This is a genomic window from Streptomyces sp. SA15 (assembly GCF_002291145.1).
Taxonomy (GTDB): domain Bacteria; phylum Actinomycetota; class Actinomycetes; order Streptomycetales; family Streptomycetaceae; genus Streptomyces.
The window spans coordinates 25,665-43,677 of record NZ_NTGE01000080.1 but is presented as its reverse complement, the minus strand read 5'-3'; the positions used below and the strand labels follow the sequence as shown (position 1 = coordinate 43,677).

Below are 18,013 nucleotides of genomic sequence, written 5' to 3'. Positions count from 1 at the left end.
CTCACCGCCCGGCGGGGCTCGGCCGGCGGGCCGACTCACGGGCGAAGAACTCGGCGAGCGGGGCCTGGTGGACCTCCGGGTGGTCCCACTCGTTCTCGAGGTTCTCCGCCATGTGATGGGTACCCAGCAGCTCGCCGCCAACGAAGTGGCGGATCACCGGGTGCAGATAGGCCGCGTCGAAGGCGTCGTCGACCGAGTTCTGGGCGGTGCGGCGCACCGTGATGTCGAAGGGGTCGACCTTGTCGTGGTCGGGCCCGTACTCGAGGGTGATGGTGAAGTAGTCGCCGCTCTCGGTGAGTTCGCTCTCGTGGGCGTACGCGACCGGGACTTCCTCGTGGTAACGGGCCGGTTCGCCCGGTGCCGTGACGATCAGGTCCCCGATCACGCCGAACTGCTGCCACAGCGCCGAGCTGCGGTTGACCCGGGCCACCACGGCGTCCGCCAGCGCCGACGGGGACGCGTCCAGTGGCTGCCGCGGCCAGGGCCGGTCGTGGTGGCGCTCGTCGAGGATGCGGCTCAGAGCGCGTACGGCGTAGCGGAATCCGTGGATGAAGCCGCCGGTGGACTTCTTGAAGTCCCGCTGCTGCATCAGGGTGCCCGCGAAGTACAGGCCGGGCACGTTCACCGACTCGTAGGCCGGGGAGAGGGCGGCGAAGCGGTCGTCGATGACCAGGTCGGGTCGGCACTCCGGGTCGAACACCGAGGCGTCGAAGCGGAAGCCGGTGCACACGACGACCCGGTCGTAGCGCAGCTCCTTCACGACCTCGTCGGCGCGGGAGAAGCTGAAGCGGACCCGGTACATGCCGTCGGCGGGATCCTTCCCGATCGACAGCACTTGGCCGTCCAGCAGGGCGTTCTGCGACTTGAGCTGGTAGGTGTCGAGGAAGTTGTTGTTGACCGCACGCAGATGGCCGACGTAATGGGTGTTCCATGCCATCCGTATGGAGTGCGGGCCGGCGACATGGATCACCGCGGCGGTCTCGACGAGGTTGTCCGCGGTCTCCAGCGCGGAGTTGCCCTTGCCGATGATCAGGACGCGCTGGTCGGTGAACTCCTCGGGATCCACGGATACGACGGAGTAGTCCTCGGCGGTCTCGATACCGGGGATGTCCGGGGTGTTGGGCCGGGTCAGCCCGGTGGCCATGATCAGCCGGCGGCCGCGATGTTCCTGCCCGTGCTGGTCGGTGACGACGAATGCGCCGTCGGCATCGCGCCGGATCCGCTCCGCCCGGGTGTCGTAGGCGATGTCCAGCTTGAACGCCTCGGCGAAGTCGGCGAGATAGCGCACCAGGTCGTCGGCGTGCGGGAAGTAGCGCTTGCTGTAACGGGAGAACAGCAGCCGGTCGTCCGGGGACAGCAGGGAGTTCCAGTCCATCCGCAGGTTCAACTCGGGATCGTCGGTGCCGTTGTACACCTTGTTGATGGAGATCAGCTTGCGGTGGCGGGGAAAGGTACGGAAGAAGGTGCCGGGCGCCTGGCCGCTCTCCAGGATCCGGTATCCGTGCCCGGCCTCCTGGAGTAACTGCCCGAGCTGGAGCCCGGCGGGGCCGGCGCCGATCACGAGGTGGTCGAGGGGCTCGCTGTGCGTGGAGTTCACGGGTCTCTCCTTCTGCTCCGGGCGGGGGGGCGGGCCCGGGGCCGGTGGGGGGTGAGACGTGGAAGGGCATGGTGCGTGAACGCGTGAAGCGGCGGACGATGTCCTGCACGGGCGACGAGCGCGGCGCGAATGCCTGCCCGGTGGGGACCACAGGGGGACGCGAGGGTGGACGCGTCCGGTCACCGTGGTGGGTGACGCGTGCCTGCCTCTGTTGATTGGCGCGGATCCGGGGACCCGTGCCGGGATGCGGGGGTGGGCCGGGACACGTCAGCCAACTGGCAGGTACGGCCGCACCGCACGCACGAGAGGAGAGGTTCGGGAAGCGTTCGCAGTGGCGGCCGGGGACGGCACATCCGCGCGTTCTGGCAGGGGCATGACAGGCCCTTCCCTTGGATTTCCCATTGAAATCTCAACGAGCACGGTAGTGACGTGTGACAGGCGGGGGCAACAGTGCCTCAGAGATGACAGGGATTCGACAGGTGCCGACCGGCCCTCACCGGGCGCCCACGCTCACCAGGCGCCCACGCTCACCGGGCGCCCACGCTCACCGGGCGCCCACGCCCTTCGCCGGGGCGCAGCAGGAGCAGTTGGGACCGCAGCCACAGCCGCCCTGTGCCTCGTCTGCCTTGTCGGCCGCCTCGACGCCTGCGACCGGTACCGCGCAGCAGTGGTCGCCACGCCATGCAGCGCGACCTTCCTTGATCGCGACGGCGGCGATCACGAGGGCTGCGATCGGGTCGGCCCAGCTCCAGCCCAGCAGGGAGTTGGCGAGCAGGCCGATCAGGAGGACGGCCGACAGGTAGGTGCACAGCAGGGTCTGCTGGGAGTCGGCCACCGCGGAGGCGGAGCCGAGTTCGCGTCCGGCGCGGCGCTGGGCGGCGGACAGGAACGGCATGACCGCCAGGGACAGGGCCGCCAGCACGATGCCGGGCGTGGAGTGCTGCGCCTCGCCGGTGCCGGTCAGGGCCCGGACGGAGTCCACGGTGACGTAGGCGGCGAGGGTGAAGAAGGACAGCGCGATGATGCGCAGGGCAGTCTTCTCCCGGGCGTCGCGCACGGCGTGGTCGGCGGCGGAGAACTGCCAGGCCACGGCGGCCGCGGAGGAGACCTCGATGACCGAGTCCAGGCCGAAGCCGATCAGGGCGGTGGAGGACGCGAGGGTGCCGGCGGTGAGGGCGACGATCGCCTCGATGACGTTGTAGGTGATGGTGGCGGCGACCAACAGACGTATGCGCCGGGCCAGTTGGGTGCGGCGGGTCGGGGTGGGACCGAGGGATATGGACGTCGCCATCAGCAGCAGCCCTTCTCCTCGGCGTCCGCGCAGGTGCGGTCGGCCTCGACGGCGAGAACGGCACCGAGCAGGTCGTCCAGGGCGTGGCCGAGGCGGGCGTCGACCAGTTCGTAGCGCATACGGCGGCCTTCGGGGACGGCGACGACGATGCCACAGTCGCGGAGGCAGGCGAGGTGGTTCGACAGCCGGGTGCGGGAGATCCGCAACTCCTCGGCCAGGTCGGCCGGATGCGCGGGCGCCTTGCGCAGGGCGAGCAGGATGCGGCAGCGGATCGGGTCGGCGAGCGCGCGGCCGAAGCGGGTCAGGGTGTCGATATCGGAGGCGATGGTCAGCACGTCGCTACGGTACAGGAGATCCTGAATTCAGGAAACCGTGGATTGTTCGGACCGGGCATGCGCACACGGACCGGCCGAAGAGACTGGCCGAAGAGACTGGCCGAAACGCCATGGTGTGGTCGACCGGGATCTCCGACTCACGTGAGCTGTAGGCGCGTTCGCCTAGGTTGGAGTCCTGATCACCAACGCCCATGCGCAGGAGGCTTTGCTGTGTCGGACGCCAACACCCGGACCACCGCCGGTGCGGGGATACCCGACCGGATCGACACGACCAGGCCGCACTCGGCCCGTTTCTGGAACTACTTCGTCGGCGGCAAGGACAACTACGAGGTCGACCGGGAGCTCGGGGACCACATCAAGGAGATCTTCCCCGGCCTCGTCGACGTGGCGGTCACGAGCCGGCACTTCCTCGGACGGGCCGTCCGCCACCTGGCCGGCGAGCAGGGCATCCGCCAGTTCCTGGACGTCGGCACCGGCCTGCCGACCGCCGACAACACCCATGAAGTGGCGCAACGCGTGGCCCCGGACGCCCGGATCGTGTACGTCGACAACGACCCCATCGTGCTGGCTCACGCCAACGCCCTGCTCACGAGCACGCCCGAGGGCAGGACCGCCTATCTGGACGCCGACCTGTACGACCCGGAGGCTGTCCTGCGTGCCGCCGCGGGCACCCTCGAATTTTCCCAGCCGGTCGCCCTGATGATCCTCAACACGCTGGGCCATGTCGCCGACTACGAGCAGGCGTGCGAACTGGTGCGCCGGCTCATGGCGGGCCTGCCGTCGGGAAGCCACCTGGTGATCAGCGACAGCACGGCCACCAGCGAGGGCATGATCGCCGCGTCGGCGGCGTACAACGCGAGTGGTGCGGTGCCGTATTACGTGCGCGGTGTCGCGGAGATCGCCGGGTTCTTCGACGGGCTGGAGCTGGTGGATCCCGGCGTCGTCCGAGTCACACAGTGGCGTCCGGGACCGAGTGATTCGGCCAACCCGGCCGACCCGGCTGCGTCCGTCGATGCCTACTGCGGAGTGGGGCGCAAGCGGTAACGTCCGGGATCCCCGGTCAGAGGGTGGCCCCTCAAGGCCGGGTGTCCACCGAGCCACCGGTGTCCATCACGGTGGCCTCCGACGACCGCATGCCCAAGGCCCAGCACCGGAGGTTCCCCGGCGACCGGGCCTCGGGCGCGAGCCGGTGTCAGCTGCCCTTGAGCCGCGCGCGCAGGAGCCCCTTGCCCAGTTCGGCGCCCTTGCGGCTGTCCGCCTGAGCCTTGCGGAACAGGTCGACGACCTCGGTGTCCTTGTCGCGCTCCGCGTCCTGGATGTAGGTCTCCAGGCGCAGCGCGTTGTTCAGGCACGCCTCCACGTACCAGATGAGGTTGTAGTCCTTGTCCGGCGTACCGGTCACGCCGCCGGTCTCCGTGCTGCTGGTCATTCGGGCCTCCTCCAGCGGTTGTCGTTCCGGGAAGGCCCGAGTACCCCTCCTCCGACCGGGCACACCGCCTGGCAGCACCGTGCGGCTGGTGACCGTATGACCGGACCCGGCGGCCGATGGGCTCGCCCGTGTGGCACCGACACTGTGAGGCTGTAACAGCCGTACGCCGACGCGGACTTGGCGCACACGCCGCTCCGACCGGACCATGAGGCGAGCGCTCCCCCGCGCCGCCGCGAGCAGGCCGCGGCTGAGCCCTCGCTCCCCCGACCAGCCAGGAGATCCGTCGTGACCATGACCGACCGCATCGCCCTCGATCCGTTCGGCGCCGACATCGCCGGTGAGAGTGCCCGGCTGCGCGCCCTCGGCCCGATCGTGCCGGTGGAGCTGCCCGGTTGCGGGCGGACACCGGCCGGCTGATCGCGGCCATCATGGACACCTCCGACCCGAGTCCGGAGCACGCCGCGTCCGTGCAGCGGCAGATCGGCACGGTGCTGCCCGCGCTCATCGCCCACCGCGGTGAGCACCCCGGCGACGACCTGACCACCGAGCTGATCCGCGGCGGGACGAGGACGGCGACCGGCTCAGCGACGAGGAGCTGCTGTACACGCTGCTGCTGGTGATCGGCGCCGGATTCGAGACCACGGTCAACCTCATCGGCAACGCGGTCGTCTCCCTGCTCCGGCATCCCACGCAGCTGTCGGCCGTGCGGTCCGGGGAGACCGGGTGGGACGCCGTCGTGGACGAGACGTTGCGGGTTCGGGATCGGCGTGCACCGGTGCGTCGGAGCGCCGCTGGCTCGGCTGGAGGCCCTCACCGCGCTGCCCGCGCTGTTCGACCGCTTTCCCGGCCTGCGCCTCGCCGTCGCCGAGGGCGAGCTGCGGCAGGTGCCGTCCTTCATCGCCTTCGGCTGGCAGGAGATCCCCGTGCGGTTGCGCGGGTGAAGGCGCCGCGTCGCGGGAGCGCGACCGGTCCCCCGTTCCGGTCGTGCCCCCGCGGTGCCTAGAACTTACGTGCCGGCAGGAACCGTTGTGAATCGCACCGGTGCCCGCTGCGCCGCCCCCGGGGCTCACCCGTGCACAGGTGAGTCCGGATGGCCCGGTTTCGTCCGGTCGAGGACGGGTGGTTCGAGATCACCGACGGCCAGATGAGCGAGGACGACCTCGTAGAGGTCGCTGCCCGCGGCGAGGAGCTGGCGTTGGAGGACCGGTTCCGCACTGCGGACGTGCTCCCGCACGGTTTGCGGGTGCATGCCAAGCGTCTGGGCGGCTCGTTCGGAGTTGCCTCCGGCGACGATCCAGGTGCGCAGCGTCCGGCGCAGGTCCCGGGCGTCCCGGTCCAGCCGGCCCAGCAGGTCGTGCGCCCAGGACCGTACGGCCGTTCCGGAGAGCAGATCGGCGAGCCGGGCGCGGTCCGGGCGCGCGCCGTCGGGCTCGGGCGGTGCCTCGACGAGGCCGACCTGGGTGTTCAGGGCCAGGTGGGCGACCGCCCGGACGGTCAGGTCGGAGAAGTCCGTGCGCAGCAGGGCTTCGACGCGCTCCATGCGGGCGCGCACGGTGTTGCGGCTCACGCCGAGGACCTTCGCCGTGTTGACCGCGGTGAACTCCAGGCCGAGCCGTGTGGTGGCGAGGAGTTCGGCGCGTGTGTGGTGCGGCAGCGTGTCGAGCGGGCGCAGCACGCGGGCGGTCCAGTCGCGGAGCGCGCCGGGGTCCATCAGGCGTTCGGGGTGGGTTCGTTCGGCGTACACCGCGGCGTTGTCCGACCGGAAGTGGGCGACGGCGAGGGCGCTGACGGCCTGCCCGTAGGCGGTGGCGGTCCGGGCGAGGCTCTGCGGGACGCTGCGACCGAGGAACGTGCCGGGGTTCCGGTCGATCAGCGACCGCAGTGCCTCGCTCGCGGCCTCGCCGGGCGTCACGACGATCACGTGCCCGGCCATGGCGGGGCAGCGCACGACCAGGGCCCGCTCCTCGGTCGCGTCGAGGCACTCCTCGGCGAGCCGGTCGCGCTCCTCGGCGGTGCCTTCGAGTACGTAGACGCAGGCCGTGTCGGTGTCGAGCAGACCTGGCCAGAGACCCGCGGCGACGCGGCGTGCCGCGACGGTGTCCTCCACCATGAGCAGTTGCAGGATCGCCAGCCGCAGATCGGACGTGGCCCGTCGCAGGCGGCGTCCGGCCTCGGTGGTCTCGTGCGCCCGCAGCAGGAGTTCGACGACCTGGGCGGTGTGCGTCACGATGTCGAAGGCGCGCCGGTCGAACGGGGTCGTGCGGGCCACGGCGAGTACACCGGCCGAGGCCGACTGCGGGAGCTCCACTCGGACCAGGCGCAGGTGGCGGCCCTGTCCTTCCCACGCGGCGGTGGCGATGCGTCGGGCGACGATGTCCGCGACCAGGTCCTCGTCCAGCGGCATACGGGGGCCGGCGAGGAGGGTGCCGGCTTCGTCCTGCAGGCAGGCCGTGCCCTGGACGGTGTGTGCGAGCCAGTTGACGAGCCTGCGCACGTCACGCCCGGACGGCCGCAGATGGTCGAGCAACTCCTGCGCCCATGCCGTCTCCGCGGTGTCCTTCACCTCCGTATGACGGATCCCGCCATCCCGGCCAGCCACGTCGGCCTTCCCCTCGCCCCTCGCATCGTCCACGCGTACCGCTCGGGGACGTTACCTCACCCTTCTATGGGGGCCGCCCCGTCGTCCGGGTACACGCCGACGAGGTCCGCGGCGTCTGCCGGGCTCCATGGCCGCAGGAGGAGCGGGGGAGCCGTCGGCCTGGCGGCCGCCTCCAGTCGTACGGCGGTCATGTCCCCGGGTGGAACGTATGCCTGGGCCGACGTATCGGGCCGACGGGACCGTTGGCTCATGGGGCTGCCCTCGCCCGCAGTGCCGCCACCGACCAGTCGAGCGCCGGTGTGCGGCGTTCCGGTGGGGGCCAGCCGTTGATCAGGGCCAGGAGTTCGAAGTACCGGTCGGTGCGTGGGTCGTTGGCGGTGTCCAGGCGGTGCAGCAGGCGTCGGTGCAGGCCGGGGTCGTCGGGCTGGTCGAGGGCGCGGGCACAGGCTGCGGTGAGTGCCGCGACGACCGGAGCGGCCTCGGCGGAATCCGGTGTGATTCCGCCGGCCACACAGGCTCCGGCGTGGTCGCGGGCGAGCGCGACGACGTCCGGGCGCGGCGGCGCGGAGCCGCCCGGGGGCAGGTCGGCCAGATGGCCCTCGGCCATGCTGCGCACTCCGGCGCGGAAGTCCGGGTCCAGGGCGAGTTCGGCCAGCTCCACCCATGCCTCGATCTGCTCTTCCGTGGGACTGTCGGGGAGTTCCGGTGTCATGGAGCGGCGGATCGCCGCGTGGACGGGCCCGCCGTCGAAGTCCGCGAGGACGGCGTCGAGGAAGTCTGAGATCAGGCGGTGGCGTTCCGCTGCGGAGAGTCGGGCGAGTTCGTGCATGCGTCGGGTCTCCTCGGGGGTGGGTCGGCGTCGGGCCACCGCCGTCAGCACCGCCCGCCGCAGACGCAGGACGCCGATCTGCGCGTCCAGCGCCGCGGCGTGCCGCGCGGCGACCTCGCCGAGTGTCAGTTCCCGGTCCAGGATCTGCCGGATGGTGTCGAGGCCGAGATCCAGCTCGCGCAGTGTCCGTACGAAGGCCAGGCGGGCGACGGCGTCGGGGCCGTAGCGTCGGTAGCCGGCGGGTGTGCGGCCGAACGATGCCGTGATCGGAGTAGAACCGGATGGTCTTCACCGTCAGGCCGGTGCGTCGGGCCAGTTCGCCGATCGAGTACACGCCGTCTGCGTCGTCCATGACCTCACTTTCGTGTCTCCCCCGGGGGAGACTCAAGTCTGCGCCCCCGCCCGGCGTCGAGTCGGCCGAGAGCGGCCCCAAGCAGCGCCACACCCCGCGCTCCCCGCCCACCGCCCCCCGTACGGCATAAGCTCGCAGAATGGCGAAGTACTTCGACGTGCACCCCGACAATCCCCAGCCCCGCACCATCGCCCAGGTCGCCGACAGCGTCCGGTCGGGTGCGCTGATCGCGTATCCGACGGACTCCTGCTACGCGCTGGGCTGCCGGCTGGGCAGCCGTGACGGCATCGACCGGATCCGTACGATCCGCAAGCTGGACGACCGGCACCACTTCACCCTCGTCTGCCAGGACTTCTCGCAGCTCGGCCAGTTCGTACGGGTCGACAACGACGTCTTCCGCGCGATCAAGGCGTCGACGCCGGGCAGCTACACCTTCATCCTGCCCGCGACGAAGGAGGTGCCGCGCATGCTCCAGCACCCCAAGAAGAAAACGGTCGGCGTGCGCATCCCCGATCACGTCGTGACCCACGCCCTGCTCACCGAGCTCGGCGAGCCGCTGCTGTCCAGCACCCTGCTCCTGCCCGACGAGGAGGAGCCGATGACGCAGGGCTGGGAGATCAAGGACCGGCTGGACCACGTCCTGGACGCGGTGGTCGACTCCGGGGACTGCGGCACCGAGCCGACGACAGTCATCGACTTCTCCGGCGGCGAGGCCGAGATCGTACGGCGGGGGGCGGGCGACACGACACGGTTCGAGTGAGCCGAGGGGCCCCGCAGCGGTTTGGGGGGCGGCTGCGACGCCCGGAATGTCGCGTGTCACCATGATCTCGATCTGCCCCGCCGCACGCGGCCCGGCAGGTCCTTCGCCGACTCCCCCATGCAGAGAGGCAGCCCCGGACATGAACGCCATACAGGGAACCGCTGTCGACATCCCCACCGAGGACGGCACCGCCGACGCCTATCTGGCCCACCCCGGCGACGGCGGCCCGCATCCCGCGGTCCTGCTCTACATGGACGCCTTCGGGCTGCGCCCGCGGCTGACGTCCATGGCGGACCGGCTGGCCGGGCACGGATACACGGTCCTGGTGCCCAACGTGTTCTACCGGCACGGACGTACCCCCGTCGTCGAACTGCCGGAGTTCATCGATCCGGGCGCGCGGCCGGAGATCTTCGAGCGGATCCGCCCGATCATGCAGGCGCTGACGCCGGAGCTCGCGATGCGGGACGCCAAGGCCTACCTGGGCTGGCTGGCCGACCGCGCCGAGGCCGCCGACGGCCCGGTCGCCCTCACCGGCTACTGCATGGGTGCCCGGCTCTCCCTGCTCACCGCCGGCACCTACCCGGAGCGGGTCGCCGCGGCGGCCGGCTTCCACGGTGGGCGCCTGGCGACCGACGCGCCGGACAGCCCGCATCTGGTGGCCGGCAACATCACCGCCGAGTTGTACTTCGGCCACGCCGACGAGGATCCCTCGCTGCCCGTCGAGCAGATCGAACGCCTGGAGGAGGCGCTGACCCGGGCCGGCGTCCGGCACCGCTGCGAGGTCTATCCCGGGGCGCACCACGGTTTCACGCAGGCCGACACCGCCTCGTACGACCGTGCGGCGGACGAGCGGCACTGGGAGGCCCTGCTCGATCTCCTGAAGCGCACGTTCTGACCCGGCGGCACGGCGCGCCGCGGCACGCTGCCGAGGAGACTGTCACACCTTCACGCGCCGAAGGGCGTGTCTGGCTGGAACTCGCCTTTGTGTGACCGGAGTCGATCCCTGGGGAGAAAGAGTTCTTCTCCTACCCCCGGTAAGCCCTTGCTTTGCAAGTGCTTGACGCGTAAACCTTCCCCGAAATCAGCCTTGACTCGGGGGGAGTTGGCTATGGAAGGCACAGTTGACGGGTTCCGCTACGGAGCGGTAACCCCTGTGGCGGCCTATCTGATGGCGTGTTTAGGCGGGGCTCTGGGCCTGCGCTGCATCGTCCGGACGCTGCTCGGCGGACAGTCGTGGAAGGCCGGCTGGCTGGCGCTCGGCGCGGCCTCGATCGGCTGCGGCATCTGGACGATGCACTTCATCGCGATGATCGGTTTCCAGGTCGAGGAGACCCGGATCCGTTACGACGTGGGCCTGACGGTGCTCAGTCTCGCCGTGGCGATCGTCGTGGTCGGCATCGGCGTGTTCACCGTGGGGTATCGCGGCGCCCGCAGCTCCACGCTGGCCGTCGCGGGCGTGATCACCGGGTTAGGTGTCGCCGCGATGCACTACCTGGGCATGGCGGCCATGCACCTGAGCGGCGACATCCGATACACCCCGTCGGTCGTCGCGCTCTCCGTGGTGATCGCCATCATCGCCGCCACAGCGGCCCTGTGGGCGGCCGTCTCGATCCGTGGCTTCGTGACCAGCTTAGGAGCCAGTCTCGTCATGGGCGTGGCCGTGTCCGGTATGCACTACACGGGGATGGCCGCCGTCAGCGTCCATGTGCACGACACGACGGGCGGCACCTGGGCAGGCGACTCGCCCACCTCCCTGCTGCTGCCGATGCTGCTGGGCCCTGTCATCTTCCTTCTCCTGGCCGGCGTGGTGGTGATGTTCGACCCGCTGCTGGTCCTGGGCGACGGCGACCGGAATCCGCCCGCCTCCTCACGGCGTGCCACCCGAAGCGCACCCGCCGAGCCGCCCGCGCCGGAGCCCGGCTCCCCCTTCGAGACCGCGGCGGGCGCCACACAGGCTCCGCGGGATCCGTCGAGGGCGCCGTCGCACGCCCACCGTTGGTGAACCCCGGTTCGCTGGGCGGGGGTTCGGCCGGTCTGGATCATTGTTACGGTGCACCGGTGTCTGACTCTTCACGCGATACCGCCGAAGGCGCCGGCTGGGGCACCGCGGAACACGGTGCGTACAAGCGGCTGATGCCGCACAAGGTCGAGAAGCTCTCGTGGCTCAACCCGAAGACGCTGTGGGTGTCCCGCAACGGCGTGGTGGCGTCCTGGTTCGGGGACCCGACGGGCCGTACCCGCACCAGGTGGGTGGCGCAGCGTGCGGCGGCCGGCGCCCCCGCCGACAAGGTGATCCGGCGCGACGATCCGGACCGGTTCTCCTTCCTGGTCATCGGCGACACCGGCGAGGGCGACGACCCGCAGTACGCCGTCGTACCAGGGTTTCTGAAGGTCGGTCAGGACACACGGTTCGCCGTCCTCGCCAGTGACGTGATCTACCCGGTGGGCAGCGCGGACGACTACGGCACGAAGTTCTTCCGGCCGTACCGGGACTACCAGGCGCCGATCTACGCGATACCCGGCAACCACGACTGGTACGAGGACCTCGGCGCTTTCATGCGCGTCTTCTGCGACGACGCCCCGCCCCTGGCCCCCGAGCCCGCGTCCCGCCCCCTCTCCCGCGCCTGGCTGCGGTCCCTGCTGTGGCACCGGCCGCACGCGAACGACGGCCAACGCCTCGACGAGGACCGGAAGTTGCGCTCCTCGAACGCTCAACAGGCCGTCCAGCCGGGCCCGTACTGGGCCATCGACTCCGGCCCGGTCCGGATCATAGGCATCGACACGGGTCTGCTGGGCACGCTCGACGCCGAACAGGGCGCCTGGCTGCGCGAGGTGTCCCAGGGACCGCGCCCGAAGATCCTCATCACGGGTGCGCCCCTGTACGTGGACGGCGAGCACCACCCCTGCGCGATCGAGGGCGGCGGCACCGTCGACGACATCGTCCGCGACCCCGCTCACCACTACGTCGCGGCGATAGGCGGCGACATCCACAACTACCAGCGCTACCCCGTGCAGGTGGACGGCCGCACCATCCAGTACGTCGTCTCGGGCGGCGGCGGTGCGTTCATGCACGCCACCCACACCATCCCCCATATCTCGGTCGGGAACGTCACCGAGAAGGACTTCCGCTGCTACCCGCTGCGCGGCGACTCCCTCGCCTTCTACAGCAGGCTCTACGGCCGCCGGCTGCACCTGCGCCGCTTCTTCACCCTTACCGAGGCCGAGGCCACGACCGTGATCGCCGAGCGGCTGGGCATCCCGCCGACCCGCACCCCGGGCGGGCCCGCGCGGGTCACCTGGCGCACGCGTCTCGTGGCGAGCCTCCTGGGTGCCGGGGGCCGACCCGACCGCACCTCGCGGTTCCGGCTTCCCGTGCGCAAGATCTACACGCAGCTGTTCTCCCCGAGTTCGGCGACGTACAGCCCGCCGTTCTTCAAGTGCTTCCTCCGCCTGGACGCCACCCCGGAGACGGTCCGGCTGCGCTGCTATGCGGCGACCGGCAACCGCGCCCAGGAGATCGACCCGCCGGTCGAGGACGAGGTCACCATTCCACTGGTCTGACCCGGGTGGTATCTGACCTGGATGGTAGGGGAACACCACTGGTCACCCTCCGGTTGGCACTGCCGTACGACATGAACGACGAACGACGGAGGGGCCCATGCCACCGACCTCACGACCGCTGCGCAAGCTGGGCTTCCTCACCATCGGCCTGTTCGACGCGGCCGACCCGCGCCGGGGGCACGAGTCCACGCTGGAGATCATCGAACTGGGCGAGCGGCTGGGCTTCGACAGCGCGTGGGTCCGCCACCGTCATCTGCAGTACGGCATCTCGTCCCCGGTCGCCGTCCTGGCGGCAGCCTCGCAGCGCACCAGCCGTATCGAGCTCGGCACCGCGGTGATCCCGCTGGGCTGGGAGAACCCGCTACGGCTGGCCGAGGACCTGGCGACCGTCGATCTGCTGTCCGGTGGCCGCCTGAACCCGGGGGTGAGTGTGGGCCCGCCGATGCACTACGAGCAGGTGAAGGGCGCGTTGTACCCCGACACCGCCGAGGCCGAGGACTTTGGTTACGAGCGGGTGCGGCGGTTGCTGGACTTCGTACGCGGCAAGCCGGCCACCGACTTCAGCGGGGTCGAGGGGTTCGAAGTGTTCTCGGACCAGGTGCAGCCGCACTCCCCCGGCCTGGGCCGTCGCCTGTGGTACGGCGGCGGCAGCATCGGCTCGGCGCGGTGGGCCGGTGAGCACGGCATGAACTTCCTGACCAGCAGCGTCGTCAAGGCGGAGGATCCCGAGGGGCCGGCGGACTTCGCCGACATCCAGCTGTCGCACATCCGCGCCTTCCGCGCCGCCCACCCCGACGGCGCTCAGGCCCGCGTCTCCCAGGGCCTGGTCGTCATCCCCACCGACTCCGCCTCGCGCGAACAGCGCGCGAAGTACGAGGAGTACGCGGCGAAGCGCACCCCTCGCACCACCGCACCGCAGGGTCCGGCGCGGCTGATGTTCGCGCCCGACCTGGTCGGCACGTCGGCGGAGATCGCCGAACGGCTCCAGGCGCACGCCGCGTTCCGCGAGGCCGAGGAGGTGGCGTTCGCGCTGCCGTTCACCTTCGAGCACGAGGACTACGTGCAGATCCTCACCGACATGGCGACGAAGCTGGGGCCGGCGCTGGGTTGGCGGCCCGGCGTCGCTTGAGAGCCTGGGTCATATCCCCGGTCGGATCAGCGCACGTCGGCGATGGGGGTGCCCCCGAGGCTGTACGGCGTGTGCCCGGCCGGGGATGTGACACAGGCTCTGAGTCACCAGCGGCCGGGTTCCGTCCCGACGAGCGGCTCCGACGGCTTGCCGTCCACGCCGACCGGGACGTCACCGGCGAGCATCACCCGATGCATGATCCGGGGGAAGTCGAGGTGGACGTTGTCGCTGGGCGCCAGGTGGATGGTGGCCCGGTTGTCCCAGAAGGCCACGCTGCCCGGCTCCCAGCGGAACCGAACCGTGTACTCGGGACGGGTCGCCTGCTCCAGCAGCATGTCCAGGATCGCCCGGCTCTCGGGCCGGGAGAGGTCGGCGATCTGCTCGACGTAGTAGCCGTTGACGTACAGGATGCGCTCCCCCGTCTCGGGGTGGACGCGCACCAGCGGGTGCAGCGAGGCGACCTGATGGTCCAGCAGATGCCGGACGTACGCGTCGTCGCCCGGCCGTGGCTGGTAGCCGACGCCCAGTCGGTGCTCGGCACGCAGCACGTCCACGAACTCCCGTACCGGGCCGGAGAGTCCGGCGTACGCGGCCGCCAGGTTGGACCAGGTGGTGTCGCCGCCGTAAGGAGGAACTGTCTCGGCGCGTAGGATCGTCGCGGCCGGCGGGTCGATGCGGGCGCCGTGGTCGCAGTGCCAGCCGCGCAGCAGGGTGTGCCGTCGGCGTCGCAGCCACTCTTCGTGCTCCATGCCGAACCTGCCGCCCAGCTCCAGCCGGTCGGCGGTCGTCTCGATCTCCGGGAAGTCCCGCGGCGAGGCGCTCCCGCGCCGCCGTAGGACGACCGGTTCGCCGAAGCGGCGGGCGAACGCCACGTGTCCGGCGTGGTCGAGCCGCTGCCCGCGGAAGAACACCACCTTCCAGCGCAGCACCGCCGCCCGGATCGCGGCAACCACGACGTCGTCGAGGTCGCCGGCCAGGTCGACGCCGGTGATCTCGGCTCCGATGTGTCCGGCGGCCGCTTTCACCTCGATGCCCGTGGCTTGCTCCGAGCGGTCCCCACCGGTCCTGTCCGTCGTCATTCGCGCTCCGATGATCCGTCCGTCCGTACCGGCTCGGTCTGTGCCGGCTCTCTGAAGATCGTGACAGCGTTCGCTGTGCGGGGCGACAGGGCGTCGTACGGTCATCTCCGTGTCGGGCGCACGGGCTTGGGCGCGGTCCGTCGGTGGACGGGCCCGCCGGCGGGCGCGGACCAGGGCGTCGACGAGGACGCCGTCGGGGATGCCGGACTGGTCGACGGCTCGCTCCTCGAACTCTTCGCGCCGGGCGGTGGCCGAGCCGCACGGCAGACCGCCGGTCCGGTTGATCAAGGCTCACCCTGTCCATGACGCTGGGTGTACGACACAGTCAAGGGAAGGTCCGACAGTGAGCAGCATCCCGACGTACACGCTCAATGACGGCACGACGATCCCCGCCCTCGGCCTCGGTACCTGGCCGATGGACGACACGCGAGCCGAGCAGGCCGTACGCAGTGCGCTGGAGGCGGGCTACCGCCTGGTCGACACGGCGACGAACTACCGCAACGAGACCGGTGTCGGCCGTGGCATGGCCGGCAGCGGAGTCCCTCGCGAGGAGGTCGTGGTGACGACCAAGCTGCCCGGCCGGCACCACGGCTACGAGGAGACCCTGGCCTCCTTCGAGGAGTCCCGCGCCCGCCTGGGCCTGGAGTACGTCGACCTGTATCTGATCCACTGGCCGCTCCCCCGCGTCGGCAAGTACGTCGACTCGTGGAAGGCCATGATCAAGTTGCGCGAGGAGGGCCTCGTCCGGTCCATCGGCGTCTCCAACTTCACGGCCGAGCACATCGAGCGGGTGGAGAAGGAGACCGGGGTCCTGCCTGCCGTCAACCAGATCGAGCTGCACCCCTTCTTCCCGCAGGACCAGCTGCGCGCCTTCCACGCCGGCAAGGGCATCCTCACCGAGAGCTGGAGCCCACTGGGCCGGGGTACGTCGCTGCTGGACGATCCCGTGGTCGGTACGGTCGCCGAGGCCCACGGGGTGACGCCCGGCCAGGTCGTGCTGCGCTGGCACATCCAGCTCGGCGCGCTCCCCATCCCGAAGTCGGGGGACCCCGAGCGGCAGCGGGAGAACCTCGACGTCTTCGGCTTCGAACTGGGCCCCGAGCAGATGACGGCGATCGCCGACCGCGCCCACCGGCGTATCGGCGGTGATCCGGAGGTTCATGAGGAGTTCTGACCCCTTGAGGGGGTACTCGGGGCGGTCGAGGAAGGAGGCGACCGTGGCTGAGCACGACCGGCTGCGGGACTACCGCGGCAAACGTGACTTCGGCCGGACCGGTGAGCCGAAGGGGCAGCAGGCTTCCTTGGGTGAGGAACCCCGGTTCGTCGTGCAGATCCATGACGCCGGCACCATGCACTTCGACTTCCGGCTCCAGGTCGACGACGTACTGAAGTCCTGGTCGGTCCCCAAGGGACCGTCCGACGATCCCCACGACAAGCGGCTCGCCGTGCCGACCGAGGATCACCCGCTGGAGTACGAGGAGTTCGAGGGCGTGATCCCGGAGGGCGAGTACGGCGGCGGCACGGTGATCGTCTGGGATCACGGCACGTACGAGTCGCTGAGCCACGACCGGAAGGGGCGGTCCGTCGACTTCGGGGAGTCGCTGGAGCACGGGCACGCCACATTCCGGCTGCACGGATCGAAGCTGCATGGCGAGTACGCCCTGACCCGGTTCCGCGGCGGGAAGAACGAGTCCTGGCTGCTGGTGAAGAAGGCCGAGGGCCGCGCCCGAAGGCACGGAACGCCCGACCCCCATCGGGCCCGTTCCGTTCGCTCCGGCCGTACCCTCGCCCAGGTCGCCGCCGACGGTCCCAAGGAGTGAGGTGGATGGCCGCCGGACTCCTGGCCACGCTCCCGGCCGAGCAGCGGAGGCTGCTGCGGAAAGCGGCTCGGGGCGCGGAGCTCGCCGCGCGGCCGATGCTCGCGACGCTGAGCGACCGCCGGGAGTTCCCCGGGCGGGAGTGGGTCTTCGAGCGGAAGTTATCGACAGGGTTTTGTGTTGTCCGTTGTCCATCGCGAACTCGGCCTCTCTGCCCCGGCCAAGGCGCCTGCATCGGACAGTGTTGGACTGCCGGGGAGCGTTGTCCGAAGACTTTGAGCGAACGCTTGCACCCACGGGTGAATGGCAAGTCGATCCACTTGTCATCGGTGGCCTGAAGCGGTGCACGGGACGCTGACGAGCGAGGGCTCGCCGTTCGCGGGGAAGCTCGCGGCGCTCATCGGGCACTGGGGCGGTCGCGTCGCGGCAGCCGCTCGGCGACCAGGTCGTAGGAATCCTCGACCGCGTCGGTGACCAGCCGCTCGGTGATGCCGGGTCCCGGCCCCAGTGAGATCCAGTGGCGTTTGTCGAGATAGCGGCCCGGTGTGATCGAGGCGTAGCCGCGTACTTGCGCGCGGGCGTGTTCGGGTTCGCACTTGACCGTGATGATCTGTTCGTCCGGGTCGTCGGTGACGATCAGGAACACCTTGCCCGCGACCTTGTACACGTCGAGTCCCGGGGTGAAGGGGTAACCGTGGCTGACGTGAGGGAGGGCCAGGGCCGCCTGGCGGGCGGTGTCCTGGAGCCGGTCGCCGGCCGCGCTCACCGGGCCGCCCGTGCGCCGGTGCCGTAGGTGTGCGGGTCGACAGGCCGCTCGGCCTTGGGCAGGTGGGCGACGACGAGCCGGTAGGAGTCGGTGACGAGCTCCCTGACGAGCTCCTTGTCGACGCCTTCTCCGCTCTCCAGGGTGATCCAGTGCTTCTTGTTCATGTGGTAGCCGGGGGTGATGTGGCTGTACTGCTCCCGCAGGACGTGTGCCTCGCCGGGGTCCGCCTTGAGGATCACGACGGGCCGCCCCGGGACTTCGGTCATCAGCATGAACACCTTGCCGCGCACCTTGAAGACCTCCCAGTCGGGGCCGAAGGGATGCTCCAGCGCTGTTCCGGGAAGTCCCTCGGCACAGTCAGCGGCGATCTTGTGCAGGGCCGATCCGTTCATGGGGCGTTGCCTTCCTCAGGTGGTGACGGGCTGCGGCATCGAAGGACGCGGAGGGCACGCGCGCGGTCGCGGCGGCA

General features: G+C 70.5%; 18 protein-coding genes and 2 pseudogenes. 10 read left to right on the top strand and 10 right to left on the bottom strand.

Translation table 11 applies throughout. The annotated features are described in order from the left end of the window. Window position 1: 1 nt before the first annotated feature. The 3 genes from CLM62_RS14890 to CLM62_RS14880 form a co-directional block, all read right to left on the bottom strand. On the bottom strand, window positions 2-1,597 hold the full coding sequence (locus CLM62_RS14890; RefSeq protein WP_095750340.1) for an NAD(P)-binding domain-containing protein: 1,596 nt from the start codon (window positions 1,595-1,597) through the stop codon (window positions 2-4). 544 nt (window positions 1,598-2,141) lie between these two features. Beyond that, window positions 2,142-2,888 (bottom strand): cation transporter, encoded by a 747-nt coding sequence (locus CLM62_RS14885; protein ID WP_095750339.1) that lies wholly within the window; start codon window positions 2,886-2,888, stop codon window positions 2,142-2,144. Further along, window positions 2,888-3,223, bottom strand: coding sequence for a helix-turn-helix transcriptional regulator (locus tag CLM62_RS14880; protein ID WP_095750338.1), 336 nt, complete (start codon window positions 3,221-3,223; stop codon window positions 2,888-2,890). The genes CLM62_RS14885 and CLM62_RS14880 overlap by 1 nt, the downstream gene beginning before the upstream one ends. A gap of 210 nt (window positions 3,224-3,433) precedes the next feature. On the opposite strand from CLM62_RS14880, the gene CLM62_RS14875 reads away from it, so the two are divergent. Next, complete coding sequence (locus tag CLM62_RS14875; RefSeq protein ID WP_095750337.1) at window positions 3,434-4,267, top strand: SAM-dependent methyltransferase; 834 nt, start codon at window positions 3,434-3,436, stop codon at window positions 4,265-4,267. A 148-nt stretch (window positions 4,268-4,415) separates the two neighbouring features. On the opposite strand, the gene CLM62_RS14870 is transcribed toward CLM62_RS14875, so the two are convergent. Then, on the bottom strand, window positions 4,416-4,652 hold the full coding sequence (locus CLM62_RS14870; protein ID WP_095750336.1) for a hypothetical protein: 237 nt from the start codon (window positions 4,650-4,652) through the stop codon (window positions 4,416-4,418). Between the two features lie 285 nt (window positions 4,653-4,937). On the opposite strand from CLM62_RS14870, the gene CLM62_RS53040 reads away from it, so the two are divergent. Together CLM62_RS53040 and CLM62_RS14865 are read left to right on the top strand one after the other, a co-directional pair. Then, entirely contained in the window at window positions 4,938-5,069 is a 132-nt protein-coding gene (locus CLM62_RS53040) for a hypothetical protein (RefSeq protein ID WP_373559143.1), read from the top strand. Continuing rightward, window positions 5,009-5,593: pseudogene (locus CLM62_RS14865) on the top strand (cytochrome P450); the annotation flags it as partial. The gene CLM62_RS53040 and the pseudogene CLM62_RS14865, both read left to right, overlap by 61 nt. 125 nt (window positions 5,594-5,718) lie before the next feature. On the opposite strand, the gene CLM62_RS14860 reads toward CLM62_RS14865, so the two are convergent. From CLM62_RS14860 to CLM62_RS14855, 3 genes and pseudogenes are all read right to left on the bottom strand, one after another. Then, window positions 5,719-7,251: a helix-turn-helix domain-containing protein gene (locus CLM62_RS14860; protein ID WP_095750425.1), complete on the bottom strand. Its 1,533-nt coding sequence runs from the start codon at window positions 7,249-7,251 to the stop codon at window positions 5,719-5,721. Window positions 7,252-7,307: 56 nt separating this feature from the next. Beyond that, window positions 7,308-7,442 carry a hypothetical protein gene (locus CLM62_RS51480; RefSeq protein WP_257003845.1) on the bottom strand — a complete coding sequence of 45 codons (135 nt, stop codon included), beginning with the start codon at window positions 7,440-7,442 and terminating at the stop codon, window positions 7,308-7,310. Between the two features lie 56 nt (window positions 7,443-7,498). Further along, window positions 7,499-8,432: pseudogene (locus CLM62_RS14855) on the bottom strand (MerR family transcriptional regulator). 139 nt (window positions 8,433-8,571) lie between these two features. On the opposite strand from CLM62_RS14855, the gene CLM62_RS14850 reads away from it, so the two are divergent. From CLM62_RS14850 to CLM62_RS14830, 5 genes are all read left to right on the top strand, one after another. Next, complete coding sequence (locus tag CLM62_RS14850) at window positions 8,572-9,192, top strand: L-threonylcarbamoyladenylate synthase (protein WP_179382100.1); 621 nt, start codon at window positions 8,572-8,574, stop codon at window positions 9,190-9,192. A gap of 139 nt (window positions 9,193-9,331) precedes the next feature. Further along, entirely contained in the window at window positions 9,332-10,087 is a 756-nt protein-coding gene (locus CLM62_RS14845) for a dienelactone hydrolase family protein (RefSeq protein WP_095750335.1), read from the top strand. Window positions 10,088-10,300: 213 nt separating this feature from the next. Beyond that, window positions 10,301-11,194, top strand: a complete 894-nt coding sequence (locus CLM62_RS14840) for an MHYT domain-containing protein (protein ID WP_095750334.1) — start codon at window positions 10,301-10,303, stop codon at window positions 11,192-11,194. Between the two features lie 56 nt (window positions 11,195-11,250). After that, window positions 11,251-12,753: a metallophosphoesterase gene (locus CLM62_RS14835; RefSeq protein ID WP_095750333.1), complete on the top strand. Its 1,503-nt coding sequence runs from the start codon at window positions 11,251-11,253 to the stop codon at window positions 12,751-12,753. 97 nt (window positions 12,754-12,850) lie between these two features. Further along, window positions 12,851-13,882, top strand: coding sequence for an LLM class flavin-dependent oxidoreductase (locus tag CLM62_RS14830; RefSeq protein WP_095750332.1), 1,032 nt, complete (start codon window positions 12,851-12,853; stop codon window positions 13,880-13,882). Window positions 13,883-13,986: 104 nt separating this feature from the next. Here CLM62_RS14830 and CLM62_RS14825 read toward each other — a convergent pair whose 3' ends face one another. Beyond that, window positions 13,987-14,961, bottom strand: a complete 975-nt coding sequence (locus tag CLM62_RS14825) for a TauD/TfdA family dioxygenase (RefSeq protein ID WP_095750423.1) — start codon at window positions 14,959-14,961, stop codon at window positions 13,987-13,989. Window positions 14,962-15,304: 343 nt separating this feature from the next. Between CLM62_RS14825 and CLM62_RS14820 the strand changes: the two genes are divergently transcribed. Further along, window positions 15,305-16,135 (top strand): aldo/keto reductase, encoded by an 831-nt coding sequence (locus CLM62_RS14820; protein ID WP_095750331.1) that lies wholly within the window; start codon window positions 15,305-15,307, stop codon window positions 16,133-16,135. Window positions 16,136-16,178: 43 nt separating this feature from the next. Further along, window positions 16,179-16,781 carry a DNA polymerase ligase N-terminal domain-containing protein gene (locus CLM62_RS14815; RefSeq protein WP_095750330.1) on the top strand — a complete coding sequence of 201 codons (603 nt, stop codon included), beginning with the start codon at window positions 16,179-16,181 and terminating at the stop codon, window positions 16,779-16,781. 394 nt (window positions 16,782-17,175) lie between these two features. Here the strand turns inward: CLM62_RS14815 and CLM62_RS14805 are convergent, their stop codons facing one another. Next, window positions 17,176-17,544: an MmcQ/YjbR family DNA-binding protein gene (locus CLM62_RS14805; RefSeq protein WP_095750329.1), complete on the bottom strand. Its 369-nt coding sequence runs from the start codon at window positions 17,542-17,544 to the stop codon at window positions 17,176-17,178. Continuing rightward, window positions 17,541-17,936 (bottom strand): MmcQ/YjbR family DNA-binding protein, encoded by a 396-nt coding sequence (locus CLM62_RS14800; RefSeq protein WP_095750328.1) that lies wholly within the window; start codon window positions 17,934-17,936, stop codon window positions 17,541-17,543. Before CLM62_RS14800 ends, CLM62_RS14805 begins: the two co-directional genes overlap by 4 nt. Between the last annotated feature and the right edge of the window lie 77 nt (window positions 17,937-18,013).

Coding starts and splice junctions, on each gene's coding strand:
- CLM62_RS14845 (WP_095750335.1), top strand. CDS start 9,332: ATGAACGCCATACAGGGAACCGCTGTCGACATCCCCACCGAGGACGGC.
- CLM62_RS14885 (WP_095750339.1), bottom strand. CDS start 2,888: ATGGCGACGTCCATATCCCTCGGTCCCACCCCGACCCGCCGCACCCAA.
- CLM62_RS14870 (WP_095750336.1), bottom strand. CDS start 4,652: ATGACCAGCAGCACGGAGACCGGCGGCGTGACCGGTACGCCGGACAAG.
- CLM62_RS14850 (WP_179382100.1), top strand. CDS start 8,572: ATGGCGAAGTACTTCGACGTGCACCCCGACAATCCCCAGCCCCGCACC.
- CLM62_RS14800 (WP_095750328.1), bottom strand. CDS start 17,936: ATGAACGGATCGGCCCTGCACAAGATCGCCGCTGACTGTGCCGAGGGA.
- CLM62_RS14825 (WP_095750423.1), bottom strand. CDS start 14,961: ATGACGACGGACAGGACCGGTGGGGACCGCTCGGAGCAAGCCACGGGC.
- CLM62_RS14830 (WP_095750332.1), top strand. CDS start 12,851: ATGCCACCGACCTCACGACCGCTGCGCAAGCTGGGCTTCCTCACCATC.
- CLM62_RS14840 (WP_095750334.1), top strand. CDS start 10,301: ATGGAAGGCACAGTTGACGGGTTCCGCTACGGAGCGGTAACCCCTGTG.
- CLM62_RS51480 (WP_257003845.1), bottom strand. CDS start 7,442: ATGACCGCCGTACGACTGGAGGCGGCCGCCAGGCCGACGGCTCCCCCG.